The organism is Pantoea sp. GM_Pan_4 (assembly GCF_026541005.1).
In the GTDB taxonomy this organism is placed as follows: Bacteria; Pseudomonadota; Gammaproteobacteria; order Enterobacterales; family Enterobacteriaceae; genus Pantoea; species Pantoea dispersa.
The window spans coordinates 21510-42425 of sequence record NZ_JALNUZ010000013.1 but is presented as its reverse complement, the minus strand read 5'-3'; the positions used below and the strand labels follow the sequence as shown (position 1 = coordinate 42425).

General features: G+C 56.0%; 26 protein-coding genes. 24 read left to right on the top strand and 2 right to left on the bottom strand.

All coding sequences use genetic code 11. From position 1 onward, the window contains the following. Positions 1-97 precede the first annotated feature (97 nt). From tauA to tauD, 4 genes are read left to right on the top strand one after another with little or no spacing between them, the layout of a single operon-like run. Positions 98-1075: a taurine ABC transporter substrate-binding protein gene (gene tauA / locus OXR61_RS20095; protein ID WP_031279690.1), complete on the top strand. Its 978-nt coding sequence runs from the start codon at positions 98-100 to the stop codon at positions 1073-1075. A gap of 10 nt (positions 1076-1085) precedes the next feature. Beyond that, positions 1086-1853, top strand: a complete 768-nt coding sequence (gene tauB / locus OXR61_RS20090) for a taurine ABC transporter ATP-binding subunit (protein WP_021507447.1) — start codon at positions 1086-1088, stop codon at positions 1851-1853. Next, positions 1850-2680, top strand: coding sequence for a taurine ABC transporter permease TauC (gene tauC / locus OXR61_RS20085; protein ID WP_021507448.1), 831 nt, complete (start codon positions 1850-1852; stop codon positions 2678-2680). The genes tauB and tauC overlap by 4 nt, the downstream gene beginning before the upstream one ends. Further along, a complete protein-coding gene (tauD, locus tag OXR61_RS20080; protein WP_021507449.1) occupies positions 2677-3516 on the top strand; it encodes a taurine dioxygenase in 840 nt (279 codons plus the stop codon). Before tauC ends, tauD begins: the two co-directional genes overlap by 4 nt. A gap of 163 nt (positions 3517-3679) precedes the next feature. On the opposite strand, the gene OXR61_RS20075 is transcribed toward tauD, so the two are convergent. After that, positions 3680-5584: an ABC transporter ATP-binding protein gene (locus tag OXR61_RS20075; protein ID WP_021507450.1), complete on the bottom strand. Its 1905-nt coding sequence runs from the start codon at positions 5582-5584 to the stop codon at positions 3680-3682. A gap of 114 nt (positions 5585-5698) precedes the next feature. Between OXR61_RS20075 and kefG the strand changes: the two genes are divergently transcribed. The 4 genes from kefG to slyD all read left to right on the top strand — a co-directional run bounded on the left by kefG (position 5699) and on the right by slyD (position 9050). Further along, a complete protein-coding gene (gene kefG / locus OXR61_RS20070; RefSeq protein ID WP_021507451.1) occupies positions 5699-6250 on the top strand; it encodes a glutathione-regulated potassium-efflux system ancillary protein KefG in 552 nt (183 codons plus the stop codon). Beyond that, entirely contained in the window at positions 6250-8052 is a 1803-nt protein-coding gene (gene kefB / locus OXR61_RS20065) for a glutathione-regulated potassium-efflux system protein KefB (RefSeq protein WP_021507452.1), read from the top strand. The genes kefG and kefB overlap by 1 nt, the downstream gene beginning before the upstream one ends. A gap of 44 nt (positions 8053-8096) precedes the next feature. Continuing rightward, positions 8097-8291 (top strand): YheV family putative zinc ribbon protein, encoded by a 195-nt coding sequence (locus tag OXR61_RS20060; RefSeq protein WP_021507453.1) that lies wholly within the window; start codon positions 8097-8099, stop codon positions 8289-8291. 195 nt (positions 8292-8486) lie between these two features. Next, the gene (slyD, locus tag OXR61_RS20055) at positions 8487-9050 is read left to right on the top strand and encodes a peptidylprolyl isomerase (protein WP_021507454.1); all 564 of its coding nucleotides are present in this window, start codon (positions 8487-8489) and stop codon (positions 9048-9050) included. A 55-nt stretch (positions 9051-9105) separates the two neighbouring features. On the opposite strand, the gene OXR61_RS20050 is transcribed toward slyD, so the two are convergent. Beyond that, positions 9106-9324 carry a SlyX family protein gene (locus tag OXR61_RS20050; RefSeq protein ID WP_010616434.1) on the bottom strand — a complete coding sequence of 73 codons (219 nt, stop codon included), beginning with the start codon at positions 9322-9324 and terminating at the stop codon, positions 9106-9108. 280 nt (positions 9325-9604) lie between these two features. Here OXR61_RS20050 and fkpA point away from each other — a divergent pair, with 280 nt between their 5' ends. From fkpA to rplB, 16 genes are all read left to right on the top strand, one after another. Then, the gene (fkpA, locus tag OXR61_RS20045; RefSeq protein ID WP_021507456.1) at positions 9605-10435 is read left to right on the top strand and encodes an FKBP-type peptidyl-prolyl cis-trans isomerase; all 831 of its coding nucleotides are present in this window, start codon (positions 9605-9607) and stop codon (positions 10433-10435) included. A 186-nt stretch (positions 10436-10621) separates the two neighbouring features. Further along, positions 10622-11344 carry a transcriptional regulator gene (locus OXR61_RS20040; protein WP_021507457.1) on the top strand — a complete coding sequence of 241 codons (723 nt, stop codon included), beginning with the start codon at positions 10622-10624 and terminating at the stop codon, positions 11342-11344. Continuing rightward, entirely contained in the window at positions 11344-11730 is a 387-nt protein-coding gene (gene tusD / locus OXR61_RS20035) for a sulfurtransferase complex subunit TusD (protein WP_021507458.1), read from the top strand. Before OXR61_RS20040 ends, tusD begins: the two co-directional genes overlap by 1 nt. Next, positions 11730-12089, top strand: coding sequence for a sulfurtransferase complex subunit TusC (gene tusC, locus OXR61_RS20030; protein WP_021507459.1), 360 nt, complete (start codon positions 11730-11732; stop codon positions 12087-12089). The genes tusD and tusC overlap by 1 nt, the downstream gene beginning before the upstream one ends. Before the next feature lie 9 nt (positions 12090-12098). Then, the gene (tusB, locus tag OXR61_RS20025; protein ID WP_021507460.1) at positions 12099-12386 is read left to right on the top strand and encodes a sulfurtransferase complex subunit TusB; all 288 of its coding nucleotides are present in this window, start codon (positions 12099-12101) and stop codon (positions 12384-12386) included. Between the two features lie 124 nt (positions 12387-12510). Continuing rightward, entirely contained in the window at positions 12511-12885 is a 375-nt protein-coding gene (gene rpsL, locus OXR61_RS20020; protein ID WP_010616440.1) for a 30S ribosomal protein S12, read from the top strand. Between the two features lie 96 nt (positions 12886-12981). After that, complete coding sequence (gene rpsG / locus OXR61_RS20015) at positions 12982-13452, top strand: 30S ribosomal protein S7 (protein WP_007886246.1); 471 nt, start codon at positions 12982-12984, stop codon at positions 13450-13452. A 93-nt stretch (positions 13453-13545) separates the two neighbouring features. After that, positions 13546-15660 carry an elongation factor G gene (gene fusA / locus OXR61_RS20010; protein WP_021507461.1) on the top strand — a complete coding sequence of 705 codons (2115 nt, stop codon included), beginning with the start codon at positions 13546-13548 and terminating at the stop codon, positions 15658-15660. Between the two features lie 69 nt (positions 15661-15729). Further along, positions 15730-16914: an elongation factor Tu gene (gene tuf, locus OXR61_RS20005; RefSeq protein ID WP_058770981.1), complete on the top strand. Its 1185-nt coding sequence runs from the start codon at positions 15730-15732 to the stop codon at positions 16912-16914. Positions 16915-17091: 177 nt separating this feature from the next. Continuing rightward, the gene (gene bfd, locus OXR61_RS20000; protein WP_021508212.1) at positions 17092-17286 is read left to right on the top strand and encodes a bacterioferritin-associated ferredoxin; all 195 of its coding nucleotides are present in this window, start codon (positions 17092-17094) and stop codon (positions 17284-17286) included. Between the two features lie 103 nt (positions 17287-17389). Next, positions 17390-17872, top strand: coding sequence for a bacterioferritin (bfr, locus tag OXR61_RS19995; protein ID WP_021508213.1), 483 nt, complete (start codon positions 17390-17392; stop codon positions 17870-17872). A gap of 306 nt (positions 17873-18178) precedes the next feature. Next, complete coding sequence (rpsJ, locus tag OXR61_RS19990) at positions 18179-18490, top strand: 30S ribosomal protein S10 (RefSeq protein WP_006120582.1); 312 nt, start codon at positions 18179-18181, stop codon at positions 18488-18490. Positions 18491-18522: 32 nt separating this feature from the next. Continuing rightward, positions 18523-19149: a 50S ribosomal protein L3 gene (gene rplC / locus OXR61_RS19985; RefSeq protein WP_021508214.1), complete on the top strand. Its 627-nt coding sequence runs from the start codon at positions 18523-18525 to the stop codon at positions 19147-19149. Positions 19150-19159: 10 nt separating this feature from the next. Then, the gene (gene rplD, locus OXR61_RS19980) at positions 19160-19765 is read left to right on the top strand and encodes a 50S ribosomal protein L4 (RefSeq protein ID WP_021508215.1); all 606 of its coding nucleotides are present in this window, start codon (positions 19160-19162) and stop codon (positions 19763-19765) included. Beyond that, a complete protein-coding gene (gene rplW, locus OXR61_RS19975) occupies positions 19762-20064 on the top strand; it encodes a 50S ribosomal protein L23 (protein WP_010618574.1) in 303 nt (100 codons plus the stop codon). The genes rplD and rplW overlap by 4 nt, the downstream gene beginning before the upstream one ends. 17 nt (positions 20065-20081) lie before the next feature. Then, positions 20082-20903, top strand: a complete 822-nt coding sequence (rplB, locus tag OXR61_RS19970) for a 50S ribosomal protein L2 (protein WP_010618573.1) — start codon at positions 20082-20084, stop codon at positions 20901-20903. The last annotated feature ends 13 nt before the right edge of the window (positions 20904-20916 follow it).

The following is a 20916-nucleotide window of genomic DNA, read 5'->3' as shown; positions in this document are numbered from 1 at the left end:
AAGAACCGATTTTTATTAGGGATAATTTTTAATTCCTTTATGAAATCATTGCTGCTGGCGACACTGCCGTCACGACTCAACATTGGGGTGCATGATGATGGCAGTAACCAAAACAATAAGCGCGGTAGCAGCCGCGTTAGCGCTGATGACCTTTCAGGCGCAGGCGGTCAATGTGACCGTGGCTTATCAGACATCGGCGGAACCGGCCAAAGTGGCGCAGGCTGACAATACCTTTGCCAAAGAGAGCGGTGCCACGGTTGACTGGCGCAAATTCGACAGCGGCGCCAGCGTCCTGCGTGCGTTAGCCTCGGGCGATGTGCAAATTGGCAACATCGGTTCCAGCCCGCTGGCGGTGGCCGCCACGCAACAGCTGCCGATTGAAGCTTTCCTGCTGGCTTCACAGCTGGGCAATTCTGAAGCGCTGGTGGTGAAAAAAGGCATCAGCTCACCCAAAGATTTGATCGGCAAACGCATTGCCGTTCCCTTCATCTCCACCACCCATTACAGCCTGCTGGCCGCGCTGAAACACTGGGGCATCAAACCGACCCAGGTGCAACTGGTCAATCTGCAGCCGCCGGCGATCATTGCTGCCTGGCAGCGCGGTGATATCGACGGCGCTTACGTCTGGGCACCCGCCGTCAATGAACTGGAGAAAGACGGTAAGGTGCTGACCGACTCGTCGCAGGTCGGGCAGTGGGGCTCACCGACCCTCGACGTCTGGGTGGTGCGCAAGGATTTTGCCCGGCAACATCCTGAAGTGGTCACCGCTTTCGCCCGTAGCGCGATTGCCGCGCAGCAGGCTTATATCGCCAACCCGGAACAGTGGCTGCAGCAACCGGATAACCTCAGCAAGCTGTCGCGCCTGAGCGGCGTGCCGGAAAGTGACGTTCCCGGACTGGTGAAAGGCAATACCTACCTGACGGCGCAGCAGCAGGTGGAACAGCTGGGCAAACCGGTCAACAAGGCGATTGTCGATACCGCACAGTTTCTGAAAGAGCAGGGCAAAGTGCCGGATGCCGCCAGCGACTACAGCAGCTTTGTCACCACGCGCTTTGTTGCCCCCTTAGCCAAATAACGGAGGCCTTATGCTCAGCATCACCCATCTCAACGCACGTTACGCCGGGCAACCGGCGCTGCAGGATATCAATCTGCAGCTGGCCAGCCGCGAATTGCTGGTGGTGCTGGGGCCATCCGGCTGTGGCAAAACCACGCTGCTGAACTTGATCGCCGGCTTTCTGCCGCTGGAGTCCGGCAGTATCACGCTGGATGGCAAGCCGGTACGCGGACCGGGCGCAGAGCGCGGCGTGGTCTTTCAGAACGAAGGGCTACTGCCGTGGCGTAACGTCATCGATAACGTGGCATTTGGCCTGCAACTGGCGGGCATGGCAAAAGCTGAACGGCACGCGATCGCCCGCCGTCTGATCCGTAAGGTCGGGCTCGAGGGCGCAGAAAAGCGTTTTATCTGGCAGCTCTCTGGGGGTCAGCGTCAGCGCGTGGGGATTGCCCGTGCGCTGGCCGCTGATCCGCAGCTGCTGCTGTTAGATGAGCCGTTCGGTGCGCTGGATGCCTTCACGCGCGAGCAGATGCAGACGCTGCTGCTGACGTTATGGCGCGATACCGGCAAGCAGATTCTGCTGATCACCCATGACATCGAAGAAGCCGTCTTTCTCGCCAGCGAACTGGTGCTGCTGTCGCCGGGTCCGGGTCGCGTGGTGGAGCGGCTGAAGCTCGACTTTGGTCAGCGCTTCGCCGCGGGCGAGCCGTGCCGCAGCATCAAATCCGATCCGGCATTTATCGAACGACGTGAGTATGTCCTGAACCAGGTGTTCGCGCAGCGGGAGGCGTTTGTATGAGTGCCGTTATTGATGACAAGCGCCGGACGTCCCGCGTTCGTCGCCTGCGCTGGCCGTTTTCCCGCCAGCTGTCGCTGAGCCTGCTGAGCGTGGCCGTGCTGCTGCTGCTGTGGTGGGGCGTGACCGCGCTGGGGCTGATTGCGCCCTTGTTTCTGCCGCCGCCGCAGCAGGTGCTGCATAAGCTGCTGGTTATTGCCGGTCCGCAGGGCTTTATGGATGCCACGCTATGGCAGCACCTTGGTGCCAGCCTGACGCGCATGCTGGTGGCGCTGTTCTTTGCCGCGCTGATCGGCATTCCGGTGGGCATTGCCATGGGGCTTAGCCCGGCGGTGCGCGGGCTGCTCGATCCGCTGATTGAACTCTATCGGCCGGTACCGCCGCTGGCCTATTTGCCGCTGATGGTGATTTGGTTTGGCATTGGCGAAACCTCAAAGATTTTACTGATTTATCTGGCAATTTTCGCGCCGGTGACTTTATCCACCCTGGCCGGCGTGAAGAATACGCAGCAGGTGCGGATCCGTGCGGCTCAGGCGCTGGGGGCGACGCGCGGGCAGCTGCTGCGTTTTGTCATTCTGCCCGGAGCGTTGCCGGAGATTCTCACCGGCCTGCGCATCGGTCTTGGCGTGGGCTGGTCCACGCTGGTGGCGGCCGAACTGATTGCCGCGACGCGCGGACTGGGCTTTATGGTGCAGTCGGCTGGGGAGTTTCTCGCCACCGATGTGGTGCTGGCGGGCATCGCGGTGATCGCCCTGATTGCCTTTAGTTTAGAACTGGGTTTACGTGCGCTACAGCGCCGACTGACGCCCTGGAATGGAGAACAGCAATGAACGAACGAGTGAATTTTACCGCGCTGGGTCCGTATATCGGGGCGCAGGTCAGCGATGTCGACCTCAGCCGTCCGCTGAGTGACGCGCAGTTTGAGCAGCTTTACCATGGTCTGTTGCGTCACCAGGTGCTGTTTCTGCGCGATCAGCGCATTACGCCGGAGCAGCAGCGCGCGCTGGCGATCCGCTTCGGCGATCTGCACATTCATCCGGTTTATCCGCATGCCGAAGGCGTGGAAGAGATTATCGTGCTGGATACGCATCAGGATAATCCGCCGGACAACGATAACTGGCATACCGACGTCACCTTTATTCAGACGCCGCCGGCGATCGCCATTCTGGCCTCAAAGCTGCTGCCGGAGAGCGGTGGCGATACGCTGTGGACCAGCGGGATTGCCGCTTACGAGGCGCTGTCAGAGCCGTTCAAACAGCTGCTGAGTGGCCTGCAGGCGGAGCACGACTTTAAGAAATCGTTCCAGGAGTATAAGTACCGTAAGACGGAAGAGGAGCATCAGCGCTGGCAGCAGGCCGTGGCGAAGCATCCGCCGGTGCAGCATCCGGTGATCCGCACCCATCCGGTGAGCGGACGCAAGGCGCTGTTTGTTAATGAAGGTTTTACCACCAGGCTGCTGGGCGTAAGCGAGAAGGAGAGTGAGGCGCTGCTGGGCTATCTGTTTGCGCACGCCACCAAGCCGGAGTTTCAGGTGCGCTGGCGCTGGCAGCCGAATGACGTGGCAATCTGGGATAATCGCGTGACGCAGCATTATGCCAACGCGGATTATTATCCGGCGCGGCGCGTGATGCATCGCGCGACGGTGTTAGGGGATGTGCCGGTGTGATTTCGGAGCGTTGATTGCCCTCACCCCAACCCTCTCCCGCCAGCGGGAGAGGGGGCCGACCGTGCGTAGCAGGTAAGGCGGAGTAAGGTTTGTTCCCTCTCCCGTGGGAGAGGGTCAGGGTGAGGGCATCATCGCGCACCCTCTATGACATCATCGCGCACCTTTACCCCGCGAGCATCTGCTCCAGCTGCTCCTGCGCCTCCAGCCACGCCATTTCGACCTCTTCCAGCGCCGATTTGCTCTCCGCCTGGCGCTGCAGGGCGGCGGTTAAATCGGCCTTACGGTTTTGCTCGTAAATGGCGCTGTCGGCCAGCTGTGCTTCGGCTTCGCTGAGCTGTGTCTGCCATTTGGCCATCTGCTTCTCCAGCTTTTCGATCTCTTTGCGCAGCGGCTGCGTCTGCGCGCGCAGCTCGGCGTCGCGGCGCTTCTGATCTTTGCGGGACTGCGCGCTGTTGGCGTTGTCCTGCTTTGGCGCGGCATCCTGCTGCGTTTCCTGCTTCTGCAGGTCGCTCAGCCACTGCTGGTAATCGTCCAGATCGCCCTCGAACACGTCGACTTTGCGGTCGTGCACCAGGTAAAGATCGTCGGTGGTCGAACGCAGAAGATGACGATCGTGCGACACCACCACCAGTGCGCCTTCAAAGTCGATCAGCGCTTCGGTCAGCGCCTGGCGCATATCCAAATCGAGGTGGTTGGTCGGTTCGTCGAGCAGCAGCAGATTTGGCCGCTGCCAGACGATCAGCGCCAGCACCAGCCGTGCTTTCTCGCCGCCGGAGAAACGCTCGGTGGCTTCGCTGACTTTATCGCCCTGGAAACCAAAGCCGCCCAGGTAGTCACGCAGCTGCTGCTCCAGCGTTTTCGGGGCGATGCGCGCCAGATGCTGCAGCGGCGACTCATCGGCGCGCAGATACTCAAGCTGATGCTGCGCGAAGTAACCCAGCTTGATCCCTTTCGCCAGACCCACCTTGCCCGCCAGCGGCTCCAGCTCGCCCGCCAGCAGTTTGATCAGCGTGGATTTACCGGCGCCGTTACGCCCCAGCAGGCCGATGCGTGAACCCGGCACCAGGTTGAGTTTGATGGCATCCAGAATCACCCGCTCACCGTAACCCGCTGAAACCTGCTCCATTTTCAGGATCGGGTTAGGCAGGCTTTCTGGCGCGCGGAAGCTGAAGCTGAACGGGTTATCGACGTGCGCCGGGGCAATCAGCTCCATGCGCTCCAGCATCTTGATGCGGCTCTGCGCCTGTTTGGCTTTGGTGGCCTGCGCGCGGAAGCGATCGATGTACTTTTGCAGGTGGGTGACTTTTTCCTGCTGGCTCTGGTACAGCGCCTGCTGCTGCGCCAGTTTGGCTACGCGCTGACGCTCGAACGAGCTGTAGTTGCCGGTGTATTCGAACATCGTCTGCTGTTCGATATGGATGATTTTGTCCACCACCGGGTCGAGGAAGTCGCGGTCGTGCGAGATCAGGATCAGCGTGCCGGTATAGCTCTTCAGCCAGCGCTCCAGCCAGATCACCGCGTCGAGATCGAGGTGGTTGGTCGGTTCATCGAGCAGCAGCAGGTCGGAACGGCATACCAGCGCCTGAGCAAGGTTGAGACGCATGCGCCAGCCGCCGGAGAAATCGCTCACCGGCCGCATTAATTGTTCCTGGCTGAAGCCCAATCCGTGCAGCAGGCTGGCGGCGCGTGCGTGTATGCTCCACGCCTGAATAGCATCCAGCTTGCCGTGCAGCAGCGCAATGGCGTTGCCATCGTCGCGCGCATTGGCTGCCGCTAATTCGGATTCGAGCTGACGATATTCGCGGTCGCCGTCGATAACATATTCCAGCGCGGCTTTACTCAGCGCCGGGGTTTCCTGATTCACCCACGCCAGCGCCCAGTTGCCGGGAAAGGTGACGTTGCCGGCATCGCTGCTGATTTCACCCTTCAGCAGTGACAGCAGCGTGGATTTACCGCAGCCGTTTTTACCCACCAGGCCGACTTTTTGCCCCGGGTTAATGGTGGCCGTTGCGTTATCCAGCAGCACATTAGTGCCGCGACGGATTTGTAATGCGGAAAAGACAATCATAAGCGCCGTATCGTCAGAATATGTTAATTTATCGGCAACATAATTCGATAATGTTTGTTGCGTCGAGCATGGTAGCGGAATTCCGCCGCGGTGACGACGCTTTGGAGGGGAACGATGTCGCAGCCGCCCAAAATATTGCTGCTTTACGCCCATCCGGAATCACAGGATTCGATTGCTAATCGGGTTTTGCTGCAGTCGGCTATGGAACTGGACCACGTCACGGTGCACGATTTATACGCCCACTATCCGGATTTCTTTATTGATATTCATTACGAGCAGCAACTGCTGCGCGACCATCAAATCGTGGTGTTTCAGCATCCACTTTATACCTATAGCTGTCCGGCACTACTGAAAGAGTGGCTGGATCGCGTACTGTCGCGCGGTTTTGCCAGCGGCCAGGACGGTAATGCGCTGGAAGGTAAATACTGGCGCAGCGTGGTGACGACCGGTGAGCCGGAGACGGCGTATCACCACAGCGGCCTCAATCGCTACCCGATGAGCGACATTATGCGACCGTTTGAGCTGACGGCGCAGATGTGTCGCATGCACTGGCTGACGCCGATGGTGATTTACTGGGCGCGTCGTCAGACACCCGAGGTGCTGCGCAATTTTGCGCGCGCCTATGGCGACTGGCTGGCGTCACCGCTGCCGAACGGAGGAGTGTGATGCAAGGCGAAACGTTACTCACCGCCGGCGTGATTTATCTGGTGGCGGCGGTGCTGGTGGTGCCGATTGCCGCCCGGCTCGGCATTGGTGCGGTGCTGGGCTATCTGCTGGCCGGTATCGCCATCGGCCCGTGGGGGCTGGGCTTCATCAGCGATGTGGACGAGATTCTGCACTTCTCGGAGCTTGGCGTGGTGTTCCTGATGTTCATCATCGGGCTGGAGCTGAACCCGGCCAAGCTGTGGGCGCTGCGGCGCTCTATTTTTGGCGTCGGTGCCGCGCAGGTGCTGGTTTCGGCAGCGATCCTCGGCGTGCTGCTGTGGCTGACCGACTTCAGCTGGCAGGCCGCGGTGATTGGCGGTATTGGCCTGGCGATGTCCTCGACCGCCATGGCGCTGCAGCTGATGCGCGACAAAGGCATGAACCGCAGCGAAGCGGGCCAGCTGGGCTTCTCGGTGCTGCTGTTCCAGGACCTGGCGGTGATTCCGGCGCTGGCGCTGGTGCCGCTGCTGGCCGGCAGCGACAGTGGCCATGTCGACTGGCTCAAGGTGGGCATGAAGGTGCTGGCATTCGCCGGTATGCTGGTGGGCGGACGCTATCTGCTGCGGCCGATTTTCCGTTTCATCGCCGCGTCCGGCGTGCGGGAAGTGTTTACCGCCGCCTCGCTGCTGCTGGTGCTCGGTTCGGCGCTGTTTATGGATGCGCTGGGCCTGTCGATGGCGCTGGGGACGTTCATCGCCGGTATTCTGCTGGCAGAGAGTGAGTATCGCCACGAACTGGAAGTCGCCATTGAGCCGTTTAAAGGGTTGCTGCTCGGGCTGTTCTTTATTTCGGTGGGCATGGCGCTCAACCTCGGCGTGCTTTATACCCACATTCTCGAAATTCTGATTGGCGTGGTGCTGCTGGTGGCGGTGAAAACGCTGGTGCTTTATGTGCTGGCGCGTATTTATGGTCTGCGCAGTTCGGAGCGTCTGCAGTTTGCCGGCGTGCTGAGTCAGGGCGGTGAATTCGCCTTCGTGCTGTTTTCGGCGGCGTCGTCGGCAAAACTGTTTAGCGGCGATCAGCTGCCGCTGCTGCTGGTCACGGTGACGCTGTCGATGATGACCACGCCGCTGCTGATGCAGGGCGTGGATAAGATTCTGGCGCGCCGCTTCAACGAACCGGAAGAGGACGGCGAAAAGCCGTTTGTCGAGGACGATCAGCCCCAGGTGATTGTGGTGGGCTTTGGCCGTTTTGGTCAGGTGGTCGGGCGTTTGCTGATGGCCAACAACAAGCGCATCACCGTGCTGGAGCGCGATATCTCGGCGGTCAGCCTGATGCGCAAATATGGCTACAAGGTTTACTATGGCGATGCCACCGAGCTCGAGCTGCTGCGTGCCGCCGGGGCGGAGAATGCGCAGTCGATCGTCATCACCTGTAACGATCCGGAAGATTCGATGACCATCGTGCACTTGTGCCAGCAGCACTTCCCGCAACTGGAGATCCTGGCGCGGGCGCGCGGTCGTGTCGAGGCGCATGAGCTGCTGCAGGCGGGCGTCACGCTGTTCTCGCGTGAAACCTTCTCCAGCGCGCTGGAGTTAGGCCGCAAAGCGCTGATATCGCTGGGCATGCATCCGCATCAGGCGCAGCGCGCGCAGCAGCACTTCCGCCGGCTGGATATGCGCATGCTGCGTGAGCTGGTGCCGAGCCACGACGACAGCGTGCAGGTTTCACGCGTGCGTGAGGCGCGACGCGAGCTGGAGGACATTTTCCAGCGTGAAATGCAGCATGAAAAACGGCAGTTTGACGGCTGGGATGATGAGTAAGGCTACACTTAACGTATCCGTTCTGATAACGGGCAGGAAAGACTATGCGTAAACGTTTTATTGCCGGTGCGGTTTGTCCGCACTGTCAGGAGAAAGACACGCTGGCGATGTGGCGTGAAAACAATGTCGATGTGGTGGAGTGCGTGAAGTGCGGCCACCAGATGCGTGAGGCGGACAAGCAGGCGCGCGATCAGGTTCGCAGCACTGAGCAAGTGATTGGCATTTTTCATCCGGAGTAGCGCGATGGCGCAGCTTTTTTTAAGCTTAGCCTTACAGCGGTATTGAATTCCGCTACAATCGGCGCCATTAACGCTGAGCAGTATGGTCCAACAGCACTGTTGGCATCCTCAGTACTGAACCTTTCTGGTTGGTTATTGCACGCGAGAATAGACCAATGAGACGGGATTCTTTGTTCTCAACGGTTAGGAGATATCATGAAAGTAGCAAAAGACCTGGTGGTGAGCCTGGCGTATCAGGTTCGTACCGAAGACGGTGTGTTGGTTGACGAGTCACCGGTGAGTGCGCCGTTGGATTATCTGCACGGTCATGGTTCCCTGATTTCTGGTCTGGAAAAAGCGCTGGAAAATCACGCGGTCGGCGACAAGTTTGACGTGCATATCCCGGCAAACGACGCGTACGGCCAGTACGATGACAACCTGGTGCAGCGTGTACCGAAAGACGTGTTCATGGGCGTTGACGAGCTGCAGGTTGGCATGCGCTTCCTGGCAGAAACCGACCAGGGCCCGGTGCCGGTCGAGATCACCGAAGTGGAAGATGAGCACGTGGTGGTTGATGGTAACCACATGCTGGCGGGTCAGAACCTGAACTTCAATGTGGAAGTGGTTGCTATCCGTGAAGCCACGGAAGAAGAGATCGCTCACGGCCACGTTCATGGCGCTGACGGCCATCATCACGATCATGACCACGACCATGGTCACGATCATGAGCACGGTCACGGCGGCTGCGGCGGCCACGGTGGTTGCGGCTGCAACCACTAAGCGTAAAAAGGCCACCTGCGGGTGGCCTTTTTATTGGGCAGCAAAGCGCGCGATATTAATAGTGCGGCGGCGGGGTCTCTTCCGCTTGCGAAGCGACCATGGATGGGGCGGCGGCCTTCACTTTATCCACCAGCAGACGCACCTGCTCACGCAGTTTACTCATTTCCAGCTCGTGCTGAACCACCGTCTGATTGAGCTGCTCAATGGTATGTTCCTGGAAAGCCAGCTTGCTCTCCAGCGCCTCAAGGCGTTGATCCCATTCTGGTTGTTGCATCATCACTCCTCCTGTCGCGGTGCTGCGCGTTGATCTTGTCGGGCGTGATTCTACGGTCTTTCGTGTCAGAATCACCTGATATTTCACCTTCGGCCTGGCGTATGCATTGAATTCCCGCGTTGCGCCTATATCTCTGATGAAACTTCCTGAAGCAAAAAAGGTCGGAGGTTGACCGGGTAATTACACTGTGGGAGTGTTCGCCACTGCCACGTAAAGTTATAGTGTGGGCCACTGTCCGCAATGATTCCCGAGGTTTTGAAGCTTCGGTTTTGGAGAAAGGATGAAATCACTGTTTAAAGTCACATTGTTAGCTACCACCATGGCCGTCGCGCTGAATGCACCGCTGGCAATGGCAGCAGAAACCACTGCGGCACCGGCTGACGCAGCGCAGGCTGCGCCACAGGCGCCGAAAAATGCTGCCTTCAAAAACGAAGACCAGCAGTCAGCCTATGCGCTGGGCGCCTCCCTGGGTCGCTACATGGACAACTCTCTGAAGGAGCAGGAGAAACTGGGTATCAAACTGGACAAAGACCAGCTGATTGCCGGTGTTCAGGATGCGTTTGGCGGCAAGAGCAAGCTGTCTGACGAAGAGATTGAGCAGACGCTGCAGGCGTTTGAAGGCCGCGTGAAAGGGGCCGCTCAGGCGAAGATGGAAAAAGACGCGAAAGAGAATGCCGACAAAGGCACCGCTTACGCGGACAAGTTCGCCAAAGAGAAGGGCGTGAAGAAAACCGAATCTGGCCTGCTGTATCAGGTAGAGAAAGAGGGCAGCGGTGAAACCCCGAAAGACAGCGATACCGTGGTGGTTAACTACAAAGGTACGCTGATTGACGGCACCGAGTTCGACAACTCTTACACGCGCGGCGAGCCGCTGTCGTTCCGTCTGGACGGCGTAATCCCGGGCTGGACCGAAGGTCTGAAGCACGTGAAGAAAGGCGGTAAGATCAAGCTGGTGATCCCACCGAACCTGGCTTACGGCAAAAACGGCGTGCCGGGTATTCCGGCCAACTCAACGCTGGTGTTCGATGTTGAACTGCTCGACATCAAGCCGGCGCCGAAAGCCGATGAGAAAGCGCAGGCTCCGGCCGCTGCTGACAAGAAAGCGCAGTAAGCTGACTTGCACCGCCGCCTTCGGGCGGCGGTTTTGTTTTCGCTCATCCTGAATTTGCGGCGCGATGAGTAAAGCTCTGGCTAAAAACGGCGACATTTGCCAGACTAGCGCCTGCACAATGATCATAAGATGAGTCTGCCCCAATGCTGTCGAGACAGGCTCCAGCCATTTAGGGTAATGTCTTCGATGTCTAATCCATTCAATCCCGGCGAACTGACTGACTTCGATTTACTGGAGCAGCGTCCGTTCGAACAAGCAGACTACGATATTCTTAAATCCTACGAAGCGGTGGTCGACGGTCTGGCGATGCTGATTGGCTCGCACTGCGAAATCGTGCTGCACTCTCTGGAAGATCTTAAATGCTCCGCCGTGCGTATCGCCAACGGCGAACATACCGGCCGCAAAGTGGGTTCCCCGATTACCGATCTGGCGCTGCGCATGCTGCATGATATGCACGGCGCGGAGAGCAATGTGTCGCGCGCCTACTTCACGCGGGCCAAAAGTGGTGTACTGATGAAGTCGGTAACCATTGCGATTCGTAACCGGCAGCAGCGGGTGATTGGCCTGCTGTGCATCAATATGAACCTGGACGTACCGTTTTCGCAGATTATGTCGACTTTCATGCCGCCGGAAACGCAGCAGGTGGATTCCAACGTCAACTTTGCCAGCTCGGTAGAGGATCTGGTCACCCAGACGCTGGAGTTCACTATTGAAGAGGTGAGCGCCGACCGCAACGTGTCGAATAACGCCAAGAATCGCCAGATCGTCCTCAATCTGTACGAGAAGGGCATTTTCGATATTAAGGACGCCATTAACCAGGTGGCCGATCGCCTCAATATTTCTAAGCACACCGTGTATCTGTATATCCGCCAGTTTAAGAGTGGCGATCTGCAGGGGCAGGATCGCTAATGCGCTACACGCTGCTGGTGACCGGACCGGCTTACGGCACACAGCACGCCAGTAGCGCGCTGCTGTTTGCCCGTGCGCTGCTGGCACAGGGACATCAGCTGGAAAGCGTGTTCTTTTACCGCGAAGGCGTGCTGAATGCTAACCAGCTCAGCGCGCCGGCCAGCGATGAAGTGGACATGGTGCGCGCCTGGCAGCAGCTGCGCGACGACAGTGGCGCGGCGCTGAATATCTGTGTGGCAGCCGCGTTACGGCGCGGCGTGACCGATGCGCAGGAGGCGGCGCGCCTGCAGCTGGCGGGCAGCAATCTGCAGCCCGGATTTACCCTTAGCGGCCTGGGCGCGCTGGCGGAAGCCGCGCTGAGCTGCGATCGCCTGGTGCAGTTCTGATGAACCGCGTGGCGTTTCTGTTTACGCAGGCTCCGCACGGCAGCAGTGCTGGCCGGGAAGGGCTGGATGCCGTGCTGGCGACCGGCGCGCTGAGCGAGGACATCGGCCTGTTCTTTATTGGCGACGGCGTGCTGCAGCTCAACCGCGATCAGCAGCCGGCGCAGATTCTGGCGCGTGACTATATTGCGACCTTTGGCGTGCTGGCGCTATACGACATCGATCGCTGCTATATCTGTCAGGCGTCTCTGCTGGCACGTGGCCAGAGTCTCACGGCAGCGCGCGTGCTGGATGCGCAGCTGCTGGAACCTGCCGCGCTGCGCCAGACGCTGGCAACTTATGACCGTATCCTCCGTTTCTGAGAACTGACCATGCTCTACACCCTGCTGCACTCTCCCTGGCAATGCGATTTCGATAGCCTGCTGCTGCTGTTACAGGAGGGCGATGACGTGCTGCTGTTACAGGATGGTGTGACGGCCGCGCTGGCAGGCAGTCAGAAGCTGCAGCAGCTGCTGGCGTCGCCTGCCACGCTGTGGGTATTAGAAGAAGACGTGATGGCGCGCGGGCTGACTGCGCAAATTTCGACCAATGTGTCGCGTCTGAACTATACTGGTTTCGTTACGCTGACGACGAAGCATCCACAACAAGTGGCCTGGTGAAGGGTAAAACCTGGTTATTTCTTGACACCCTATGGGCACAGCCCTAAAATTCTGCCTCCTCGTAGTAATACGAGGCGATTTATTACGTGTTTACGAAGCAAAAGCTAAATCCAGGAGCTATTTAATGGCAACAGTTAACCAGCTGGTTCGCAAACCACGCGTTCGTCAGGTTGCTAAAAGCAACGTGCCGGCGCTGGAAGCTTGCCCGCAAAAACGTGGTGTTTGTACTCGTGTTTACACCACTACCCCGAAAAAACCAAACTCCGCACTGCGTAAAGTCTGCCGTGTGCGTTTGACTAACGGTTTTGAAGTCACCTCCTACATCGGCGGTGAAGGTCATAACCTGCAGGAGCACTCCGTGATCCTGATCCGTGGCGGTCGTGTAAAAGACCTGCCAGGTGTGCGTTACCACACCGTTCGTGGCGCGCTGGACTGCTCAGGTGTTAAAGACCGTAAGCAGGCTCGCTCCAAGTACGGCGTGAAGAAGCCAAAGGCTTAATGGTTCTCCGTTAAGTAAGGCCAAACGTTTTAACTTTAATGTCAAAATAAACTCGTAGAGTTTTGGACAATCCTGAATTAACAACGGAGTATTTCCATGCCACGTCGTCGCGTCATTGGTCAGCGTAAAATTCTGCCGGATCCTAAGTTCGGATCAGAGCTGCTGGCTAAATTTGTAAATATCCTGATGGTAGATGGTAAAAAATCTACTGCTGAATCAATCGTCTATACCGCACTTGATACCCTGGCTCAACGTGCTGGTAAAGATGGTCTGGAAGCTTTCGAAGTTGCACTCGAAAACGTACGTCCGACTGTCGAAGTTAAGTCACGTCGCGTTGGTGGTTCAACCTACCAGGTTCCAGTTGAAGTCCGTCCGGTTCGTCGTAATGCCCTGGCAATGCGTTGGATCGTAGAAGCTGCTCGTAAACGCGGTGATAAATCGATGGCTCTCCGCCTGGCGAACGAACTTTCTGACGCTGCAGAAAACAAAGGTACTGCAGTGAAGAAACGTGAAGACGTTCACCGTATGGCTGAAGCCAACAAGGCGTTCGCACACTACCGCTGGTAATCGCCACGTAGTTGTTGTTAAACCAGCGGGCGCTCATTCAGCCAACCCGCTGGGGTCGACTTACATTGAACGTCCGAGAATCAGAGGAATCAAATGGCTCGTACAACACCCATTGCGCGCTACCGTAACATCGGTATCAGCGCACACATTGACGCCGGTAAAACCACTACCACCGAGCGTATCCTGTTCTACACCGGTGTTAACCACAAAATCGGTGAAGTGCACGATGGCGCTGCAACCATGGACTGGATGGCGCAGGAGCAGGAGCGTGGTATTACCATCACCTCTGCAGCGACCACTGCGTTCTGGTCAGGTATGGCGAAGCAGTTTGAGCCGCACCGCATCAACATCATCGACACCCCGGGACACGTTGACTTCACCATCGAAGTAGAACGTTCTATGCGTGTGCTCGACGGCGCAGTAATGGTTTACTGTGCAGTAGGTGGCGTGCAGCCGCAGTCTGAAACCGTATGGCGTCAGGCAAACAAATATAAAGTTCCACGTATCGCGTTCGTTAACAAAATGGACCGTATGGGTGCGAACTTCCTGAAAGTTGTTGGTCAGATCGAATCACGTCTGGGCGCGACTCCGGTTCCACTGCAGCTGGCTATCGGCGCAGAAGAGAACTTCACCGGTGTTGTTGACCTGATCAAGATGAAAGAGATCAACTGGAACGACGCCGATCAGGGTACTACTTTCGTTTACGAAGATATCCGTGCTGAGTTGCAGGAACTGGCTGAAGAGTGGCGTGGCAAGCTGATTGAAGCAGCTGCTGAAGCTTCTGAAGAGCTGATGGAGAAATTCTTTAGCGGTGAAGAACTGTCTGAAGAAGAGATCAAATCTGCTCTGCGTAAGCGCGTACTGAACAACGAGATCATCCTCGTGACCTGTGGTTCTGCATTTAAGAACAAAGGTGTTCAGGCGATGCTGGATGCAGTCGTTGAATATCTGCCAGCACCAACTGACGTTCCGGCGATCAACGGTATCCTGGACGACGGTAAAGATACCCCGGCTGAGCGTCACGCAACTGACGACGAGCCGTTCTCTGCGCTGGCGTTCAAAATTGCCAACGACCCGTTCGTAGGTAACCTGACCTTCTTCCGCGTTTACTCGGGTGTGGTTAACTCGGGCGATACCGTACTGAACTCCGTGAAATCTGCACGTGAGCGTTTCGGTCGTATCGTTCAGATGCACGCCAACAAACGTGAAGAGATCAGCGAAGTTCGCGCAGGCGACATCGCTGCAGCAATCGGTCTGAAAGACGTGATCACCGGTGATACCCTGTGTGATCCCTCTAACCCGATCATTCTGGAGCGTATGGAATTCCCTGAGCCGGTAATTTCTATCGCCGTTGAGCCGAAAACCAAAGCTGACCAGGAAAAAATGGGTCTGGCTCTGGGTCGTCTGGCGAAAGAAGACCCGTCATTCCGCGTATGGACTGACGAAGAGTCTAACCAGACCATCATCGCTGGTATGGGTGAGCTGCACCTCGACATCATCGTTGACCGCATGAAGCGTGAATTCAACGTTGAAGCGAACGTCGGTAAACCTCAGGTTGCTTACCGCGAAGCGATTCGCTCTAAAGTTACCGATATCGAAGGTAAACACGCCAAGCAGTCTGGTGGTCGTGGTCAGTACGGTCATGTTGTTATCGACATGTACCCACTGGAGCCGGGTTCGAATCCGAAAGGCTACGAATTTGTCAACGATATCAAAGGTGGTGTGATTCCTGGTGAATACATCCCTGCGGTTGATAAAGGTATCCAGGAGCAGCTGAAGTCTGGTCCACTGGCCGGTTACCCGGTAGTTGACCTGGGCGTGCGACTGCACTTCGGTTCTTACCATGACGTTGACTCCTCTGAGCTGGCGTTTAAACTGGCCGCTTCTATCGCCTTCAAAGATGGCTTTAAGAAAGCACAGCCGGTTCTGCTTGAGCCAATCATGAAGGTTGAAGTAGAAACCCCAGAAGAGAACACCGGTGACGTTATCGGTGACCTGAGCCGCCGTCGTGGTATGCTGAAAGGTCAGGAATCTAACGCAACTGGCGTTCAGATTCACGCTGAAGTTCCGCTGTCTGAAATGTTCGGATACGCGACTCAGTTGCGTTCTCTGACTAAAGGCCGTGCTTCTTACTCCATGGAGTTCCTGAAGTACGATGATGCGCCGAACAACGTCGCTCAGGCCGTTATTGAAGCTCGTAGCAAATAAGGCTACGGTTTAAAAATTGTGAACTGATGCCTTCATCACTGATGAAGGCATAACGTAAGGATTATCGCCATGGCGAAAGAGCAATTTCAACGTAACAAACTGCACGTAAACGTGGGCACCATCGGTCACGTTGACCACGGTAAAACCACTCTGACTGCAGCCATCACCACCGTTCTGGCTAAAACCTACGGCGGTCAGGCGCGTGCATTCGATCAGATCGATAACGCGCCAGAAGAGAAGGCTCGTGGTATCACCATCAACACCTCTCACGTTGAATATGAAACCCCGACCCGTCACTACGCACACGTTGACTGCCCAGGCCACGCCGACTATGTGAAAAACATGATCACCGGTGCTGCGCAGATGGACGGCGCGATCCTGGTTGTTGCGGCGACTGATGGCCCAATGCCTCAGACCCGTGAGCACATCCTGCTGGGTCGTCAGGTTGGCGTTCCTTACATCATCGTGTTCCTGAACAAGTGCGACATGGTTGATGACGAAGAGCTGCTGGAACTGGTTGAGATGGAAGTGCGTGACCTGCTGTCTCAGTACGACTTCCCTGGCGACGATACCCCAATCGTACGCGGTTCTGCGCTGAAAGCGCTGGAAGGCGACGCTGAGTGGGAAGCGAAAGTCGTTGAGCTGGCTGGTCACCTGGATACTTACATTCCAGATCCAGTACGTGCTATCGATCTGCCGTTCCTGCTGCCAATCGAAGACGTATTCTCAATCTCTGGCCGTGGTACCGTTGTTACCGGTCGTGTTGAGCGCGGCATCGTGAAAGTGGGCGACGAAGTAGAAATCGTTGGTATCAAAGCGACTGCTAAGTCTACCTGTACCGGTGTTGAAATGTTCCGCAAACTGCTGGACCAGGGTCAGGCAGGCGAGAACTGTGGTGTTCTGCTGCGCGGTATCAAGCGTGAAGAGATCCAGCGTGGTCAGGTTCTGGCTAAGCCAGGCACCATCAAGCCACACACCAAGTTCGTATCAGAAGTGTACGTACTGTCTAAAGACGAAGGCGGCCGTCATACTCCGTTCTTCAAAGGCTACCGTCCACAGTTCTACTTCCGTACTACTGATGTGACCGGCAACATCGAACTGCCAGAAGGCGTTGAGATGGTAATGCCAGGCGACAACATCAAAATGACCGTTGAGCTGATCCACCCAATCGCGATGGACCAGGGTCTGCGTTTCGCAATCCGCGAAGGCGGCCGTACCGTTGGCGCGGGCGTTGTTGCTGAAGTTCTCGCTTAATTGCGTTAATAACGGTGGTAACTCCGGTTGCCACCGCAGCATGAAAAAGAGCACTTCGGTGCTCTTTTTTTTTGCTTTGCATTGACCGGCACGCCTAATCCCACACAAAAGCTACGTTGAAATAAAAACCATTCTCATTTACACTTTGATCAGAAATTGTACTGGAGTGGGCTGTAAATGTACGTCTGTCTGTGTAATGCCGTAAGCGACCGAACCCTGCGTGAAGTTGTCCGCCGTTATCAACCCAAATCGATTCAGCAACTGCGCCAGCTGGTGCCTATCGGCAAGCAATGCGGCAAGTGTATTCGCGTGGCGCGCGAGATTATGGATGATGAAATGCAAAACGTGCCTCTTTACAAAGAGATAGCGTAACTACGCATCCGCTTCGCCTGAATAACCCCAAAAACTGTCGCGTTTTTTTGACTTCTTTTTATCCGCATCTACGCTCTATTTATCTGCAAGCGGAGGAAGCACAATGAAGGGCGACGGCAAAATCATTACTCACCTCAATAAATTGCTGGGAAATGAACTGGTTGCAATCAACCAGTACTTTCTACATGCGCGCATGTTCAAAAACTGGGGCTTAATACGCCTCAACGATGTTGAATACCATGAATCCATTGATGAAATGAAACATGCGGACAAGTACATCGAACGCATTTTGTTTCTCGAAGGCATTCCTAATCTGCAGGATCTCGGCCGGCTGCGCATTGGTGAAGACGTACCGGAAATGCTGCAGTCGGACCTGACGCTCGAACTGGAAGGGGCGAAAGACTTACGCGAAGCGATTGCGTACGCCGATAAAGTTCATGATTACGTCAGCCGCGACATGATGATCGAGATTCTGGCGGATGAAGAGCACCATATCGACTGGCTGGAAACCGAGCTCGACCTGATTCAGAAATTGGGTCTGCAAAACTATCTGCAGGCCCAGCTGAAAGAAGAGGGCGATAAGTAGCGTTTGCCGTGCCGTTCCACCTGTTGATTGCAGCCCGCCCCGTGCGGGCTTTTTTACTGGCGCGCGCTTTTGCGGTTAAAAACGCAGCATGGGTTGCTTCCTGAACAGATTTGCGTATAATGCGCGGGCCTGCCGATATTGGTGTGGCGCGATTCGAGCAGAATCGCAGGCGATAGCGATTAGTGTATCGCCTGACAATACTCCCGATTGGGGAGTTATATGCTGAACGATTACACTCCCCCATCAATCGTAATGGGTGCGGGTAGTAATTTTTTTCGTTTATAAAATGTTTGGAGCCTTGGTCTCATGTCGAACCAAAGAATCCGTATCCGTCTTAAAGCGTTTGATCATCGCCTGATCGATCAATCAACCGCGGAAATCGTCGAGACTGCCAAGCGCACTGGTGCGCAGGTACGTGGTCCGATCCCGCTGCCGACTCGCAAAGAGCGCTTCACCGTTCTGATCTCTCCGCACGTTAACAAAGATGCGCGTGATCAGTACGAAATCCGCACTCACAAGCGTCTGGTAGACATCGTTGAGCCAACTGAAAAAACCGTTGATGCTCTGATGCGTCTGGATCTGGCTGCCGGTGTTGACGTGCAGATCAGCCTGGGTTAATCAGGTCATCGAGCGATTGAGAGGTTGATACAATGATTGGTTTAGTCGGTAAAAAAGTGGGCATGACGCGCATCTTCACTGAAGAAGGCGTTTCAATCCCAGTAACCGTAATCGAAGTTGAAGCAAACCGCGTTACCCAGGTCAAAGGTCTGGAAAACGATGGTTACCAGGCGATCCAGGTTACCACCGGTGCGAAAAAAGCAAACCGTGTTGGTAAGCCGGAAGCAGGTCATTTTGCTAAAGCTGGCGTTGAAGCTGGCCGTGGTCTGTGGGAATTCCGCACCGAAGGTGAAGAATACTCTGTTGGCCAGAGCATCAGTGTTGAAATTTTCGCTGACGTTAAAAAAGTAGACGTTACCGGTACCTCTAAAGGTAAAGGTTTCGCAGGTACCGTTAAGCGCTGGAACTTCCGTACCCAGGACGCTACACACGGTAACTCCTTGTCTCACCGCGTTCCGGGTTCTATCGGTCAGAACCAGACTCCGGGCAAAGTGTTCAAAGGCAAGAAAATGGCTGGTCAGCTGGGTAATGAGCGCGTAACCGTTCAGAGCCTGGAAGTAGTACGTGTTGACGCTGAGCGCAACCTGCTGCTGGTCAAAGGTGCTGTCCCGGGTGCAACCGGCAGCGACCTGATTGTTAAACCAGCTGTGAAGGCGTAAGGGGATAGCAATGGAATTAGTACTGAAAGACGCGCAGAGCGCGCTGACTGTTTCCGAAACTACCTTCGGTCGTGATTTCAACGAAGCGCTGGTTCACCAGGTTGTTGTTGCTTACGCTGCAGGTGCTCGTCAGGGTACTCGCGCGCAGAAAACTCGTGCTGAAGTAACTGGTTCAGGCAAAAAGCCATGGCGTCAGAAAGGCACCGGCCGTGCGCGTTCAGGTTCTATCAAGAGCCCGATCTGGCGTTCAGGTGGCGTGACCTTCGCTGCGCGTCCACAGGACCACAGTCAAAAAGTTAACAAAAAGATGTACCGCGGCGCGCTGAAAAGCATCCTGTCCGAGCTGGTACGTCAGGACCGTCTGATCGTTGTCGAGTCGTTCTCTGTCGAAGCGCCTAAAACTAAGCTGCTGGTACAGAAACTGAAAGACATGGCGCTGGAAGACGTGCTGATCATCACCGGTGAACTGGATGAGAATCTGTTCCTGGCTGCGCGTAACCTGTACAAGGTTGACGTGCGTGATGCAGCGGGTATCGACCCAGTTAGCCTGATCGCCTTCGACAAAGTCGTTATGACTGCAGAAGCAGTTAAGCAAGTTGAGGAGATGCTGGCATGATCCGTGAAGAACGTCTGCTGAAAGTACTGCGCGCGCCGCACGTATCTGAAAAAGCATCAACCGCGATGGAAAAAACCAATACCATCGTTCTCAAAGTTGCCAAAGACGCGACCAAAGCAGAGATCGTTGCTGCTGTTGAGAAACTGTTCGAAGTAGAAGTGAAAGACGTAAACACCCTGGTTGTTAAGGGTAAAGTTAAGCGTCACGGACAGCGTATCGGTCGTCGTAGCGACTGGAAAAAAGCTTACGTCACCCTGAAAGAAGGCCAGAACCTGGACTTCGTCGGCGGCGCTGAGTAAGTCGGAGGAGAAAGACAATGGCAGTTGTTAAATGTAAACCGACATCTCCGGGTCGTCGTCACGTAGTTAAAGTGGTGAACCCTGAGCTGCACAAAGGCAAGCCTTTTGCCGCGCTGGTTGAAAAAAACAGCAAATCCGGTGGTCGTAACAACAATGGTCGTATCACTACCCGTCATATCGGTGGTGGTCACAAGCAGGCTTACCGTATTGTTGACTTCAAACGCAACAAAGATGGTATCCCGGCAGTTGTTGAGCGTCTTGAGTACGATCCGAACCGTTCTGCGAACATCGCACTGGTTCTGTACAAAGATGGCGAGCGCCGTTACATCCTGGCCCCTAAAGGCCTGAAAGCTGGCGACCAGATTCAGTCTGGCGTTGATGCTGCGATCAAAGCAGGTAACACCCTGCCGATGCGTAACATCCCGGTTGGTTCAACCGTGCATAACGTAGAAATGAAACCAGGTAAAGGCGGTCAGATTGCCCGTTCTGCTGGTGCTTACGTGCAGATTGTTGCGCGTGAAGGTTCCTACGTTACCCTGCGTCTGCGTTCAGGCGAAATGCGTAAAGTCGAAGCTGACTGCCGCGCAACCCTGGGCGAAGTCGGTAACGCTGAGCACATGCTGCGCGTTCTGGGTAAAGCCGGTGCAACCCGTTGGCGTGGTGTTCGTCCTACCGTTCGCGGTACTGCGATGAACCCAGTCGATCACCCGCACGGTGGTGGTGAAGGTCGTAACTTTGGTAAGCACCCGGTTACTCCGTGGGGCGTTCAGACCAAAGGTAAGAAGACCCGTAGCAACAAGCGTACTGATAAATTTATCGTACGTCGCCGTAGCAAATAATTTTAGAGGATAA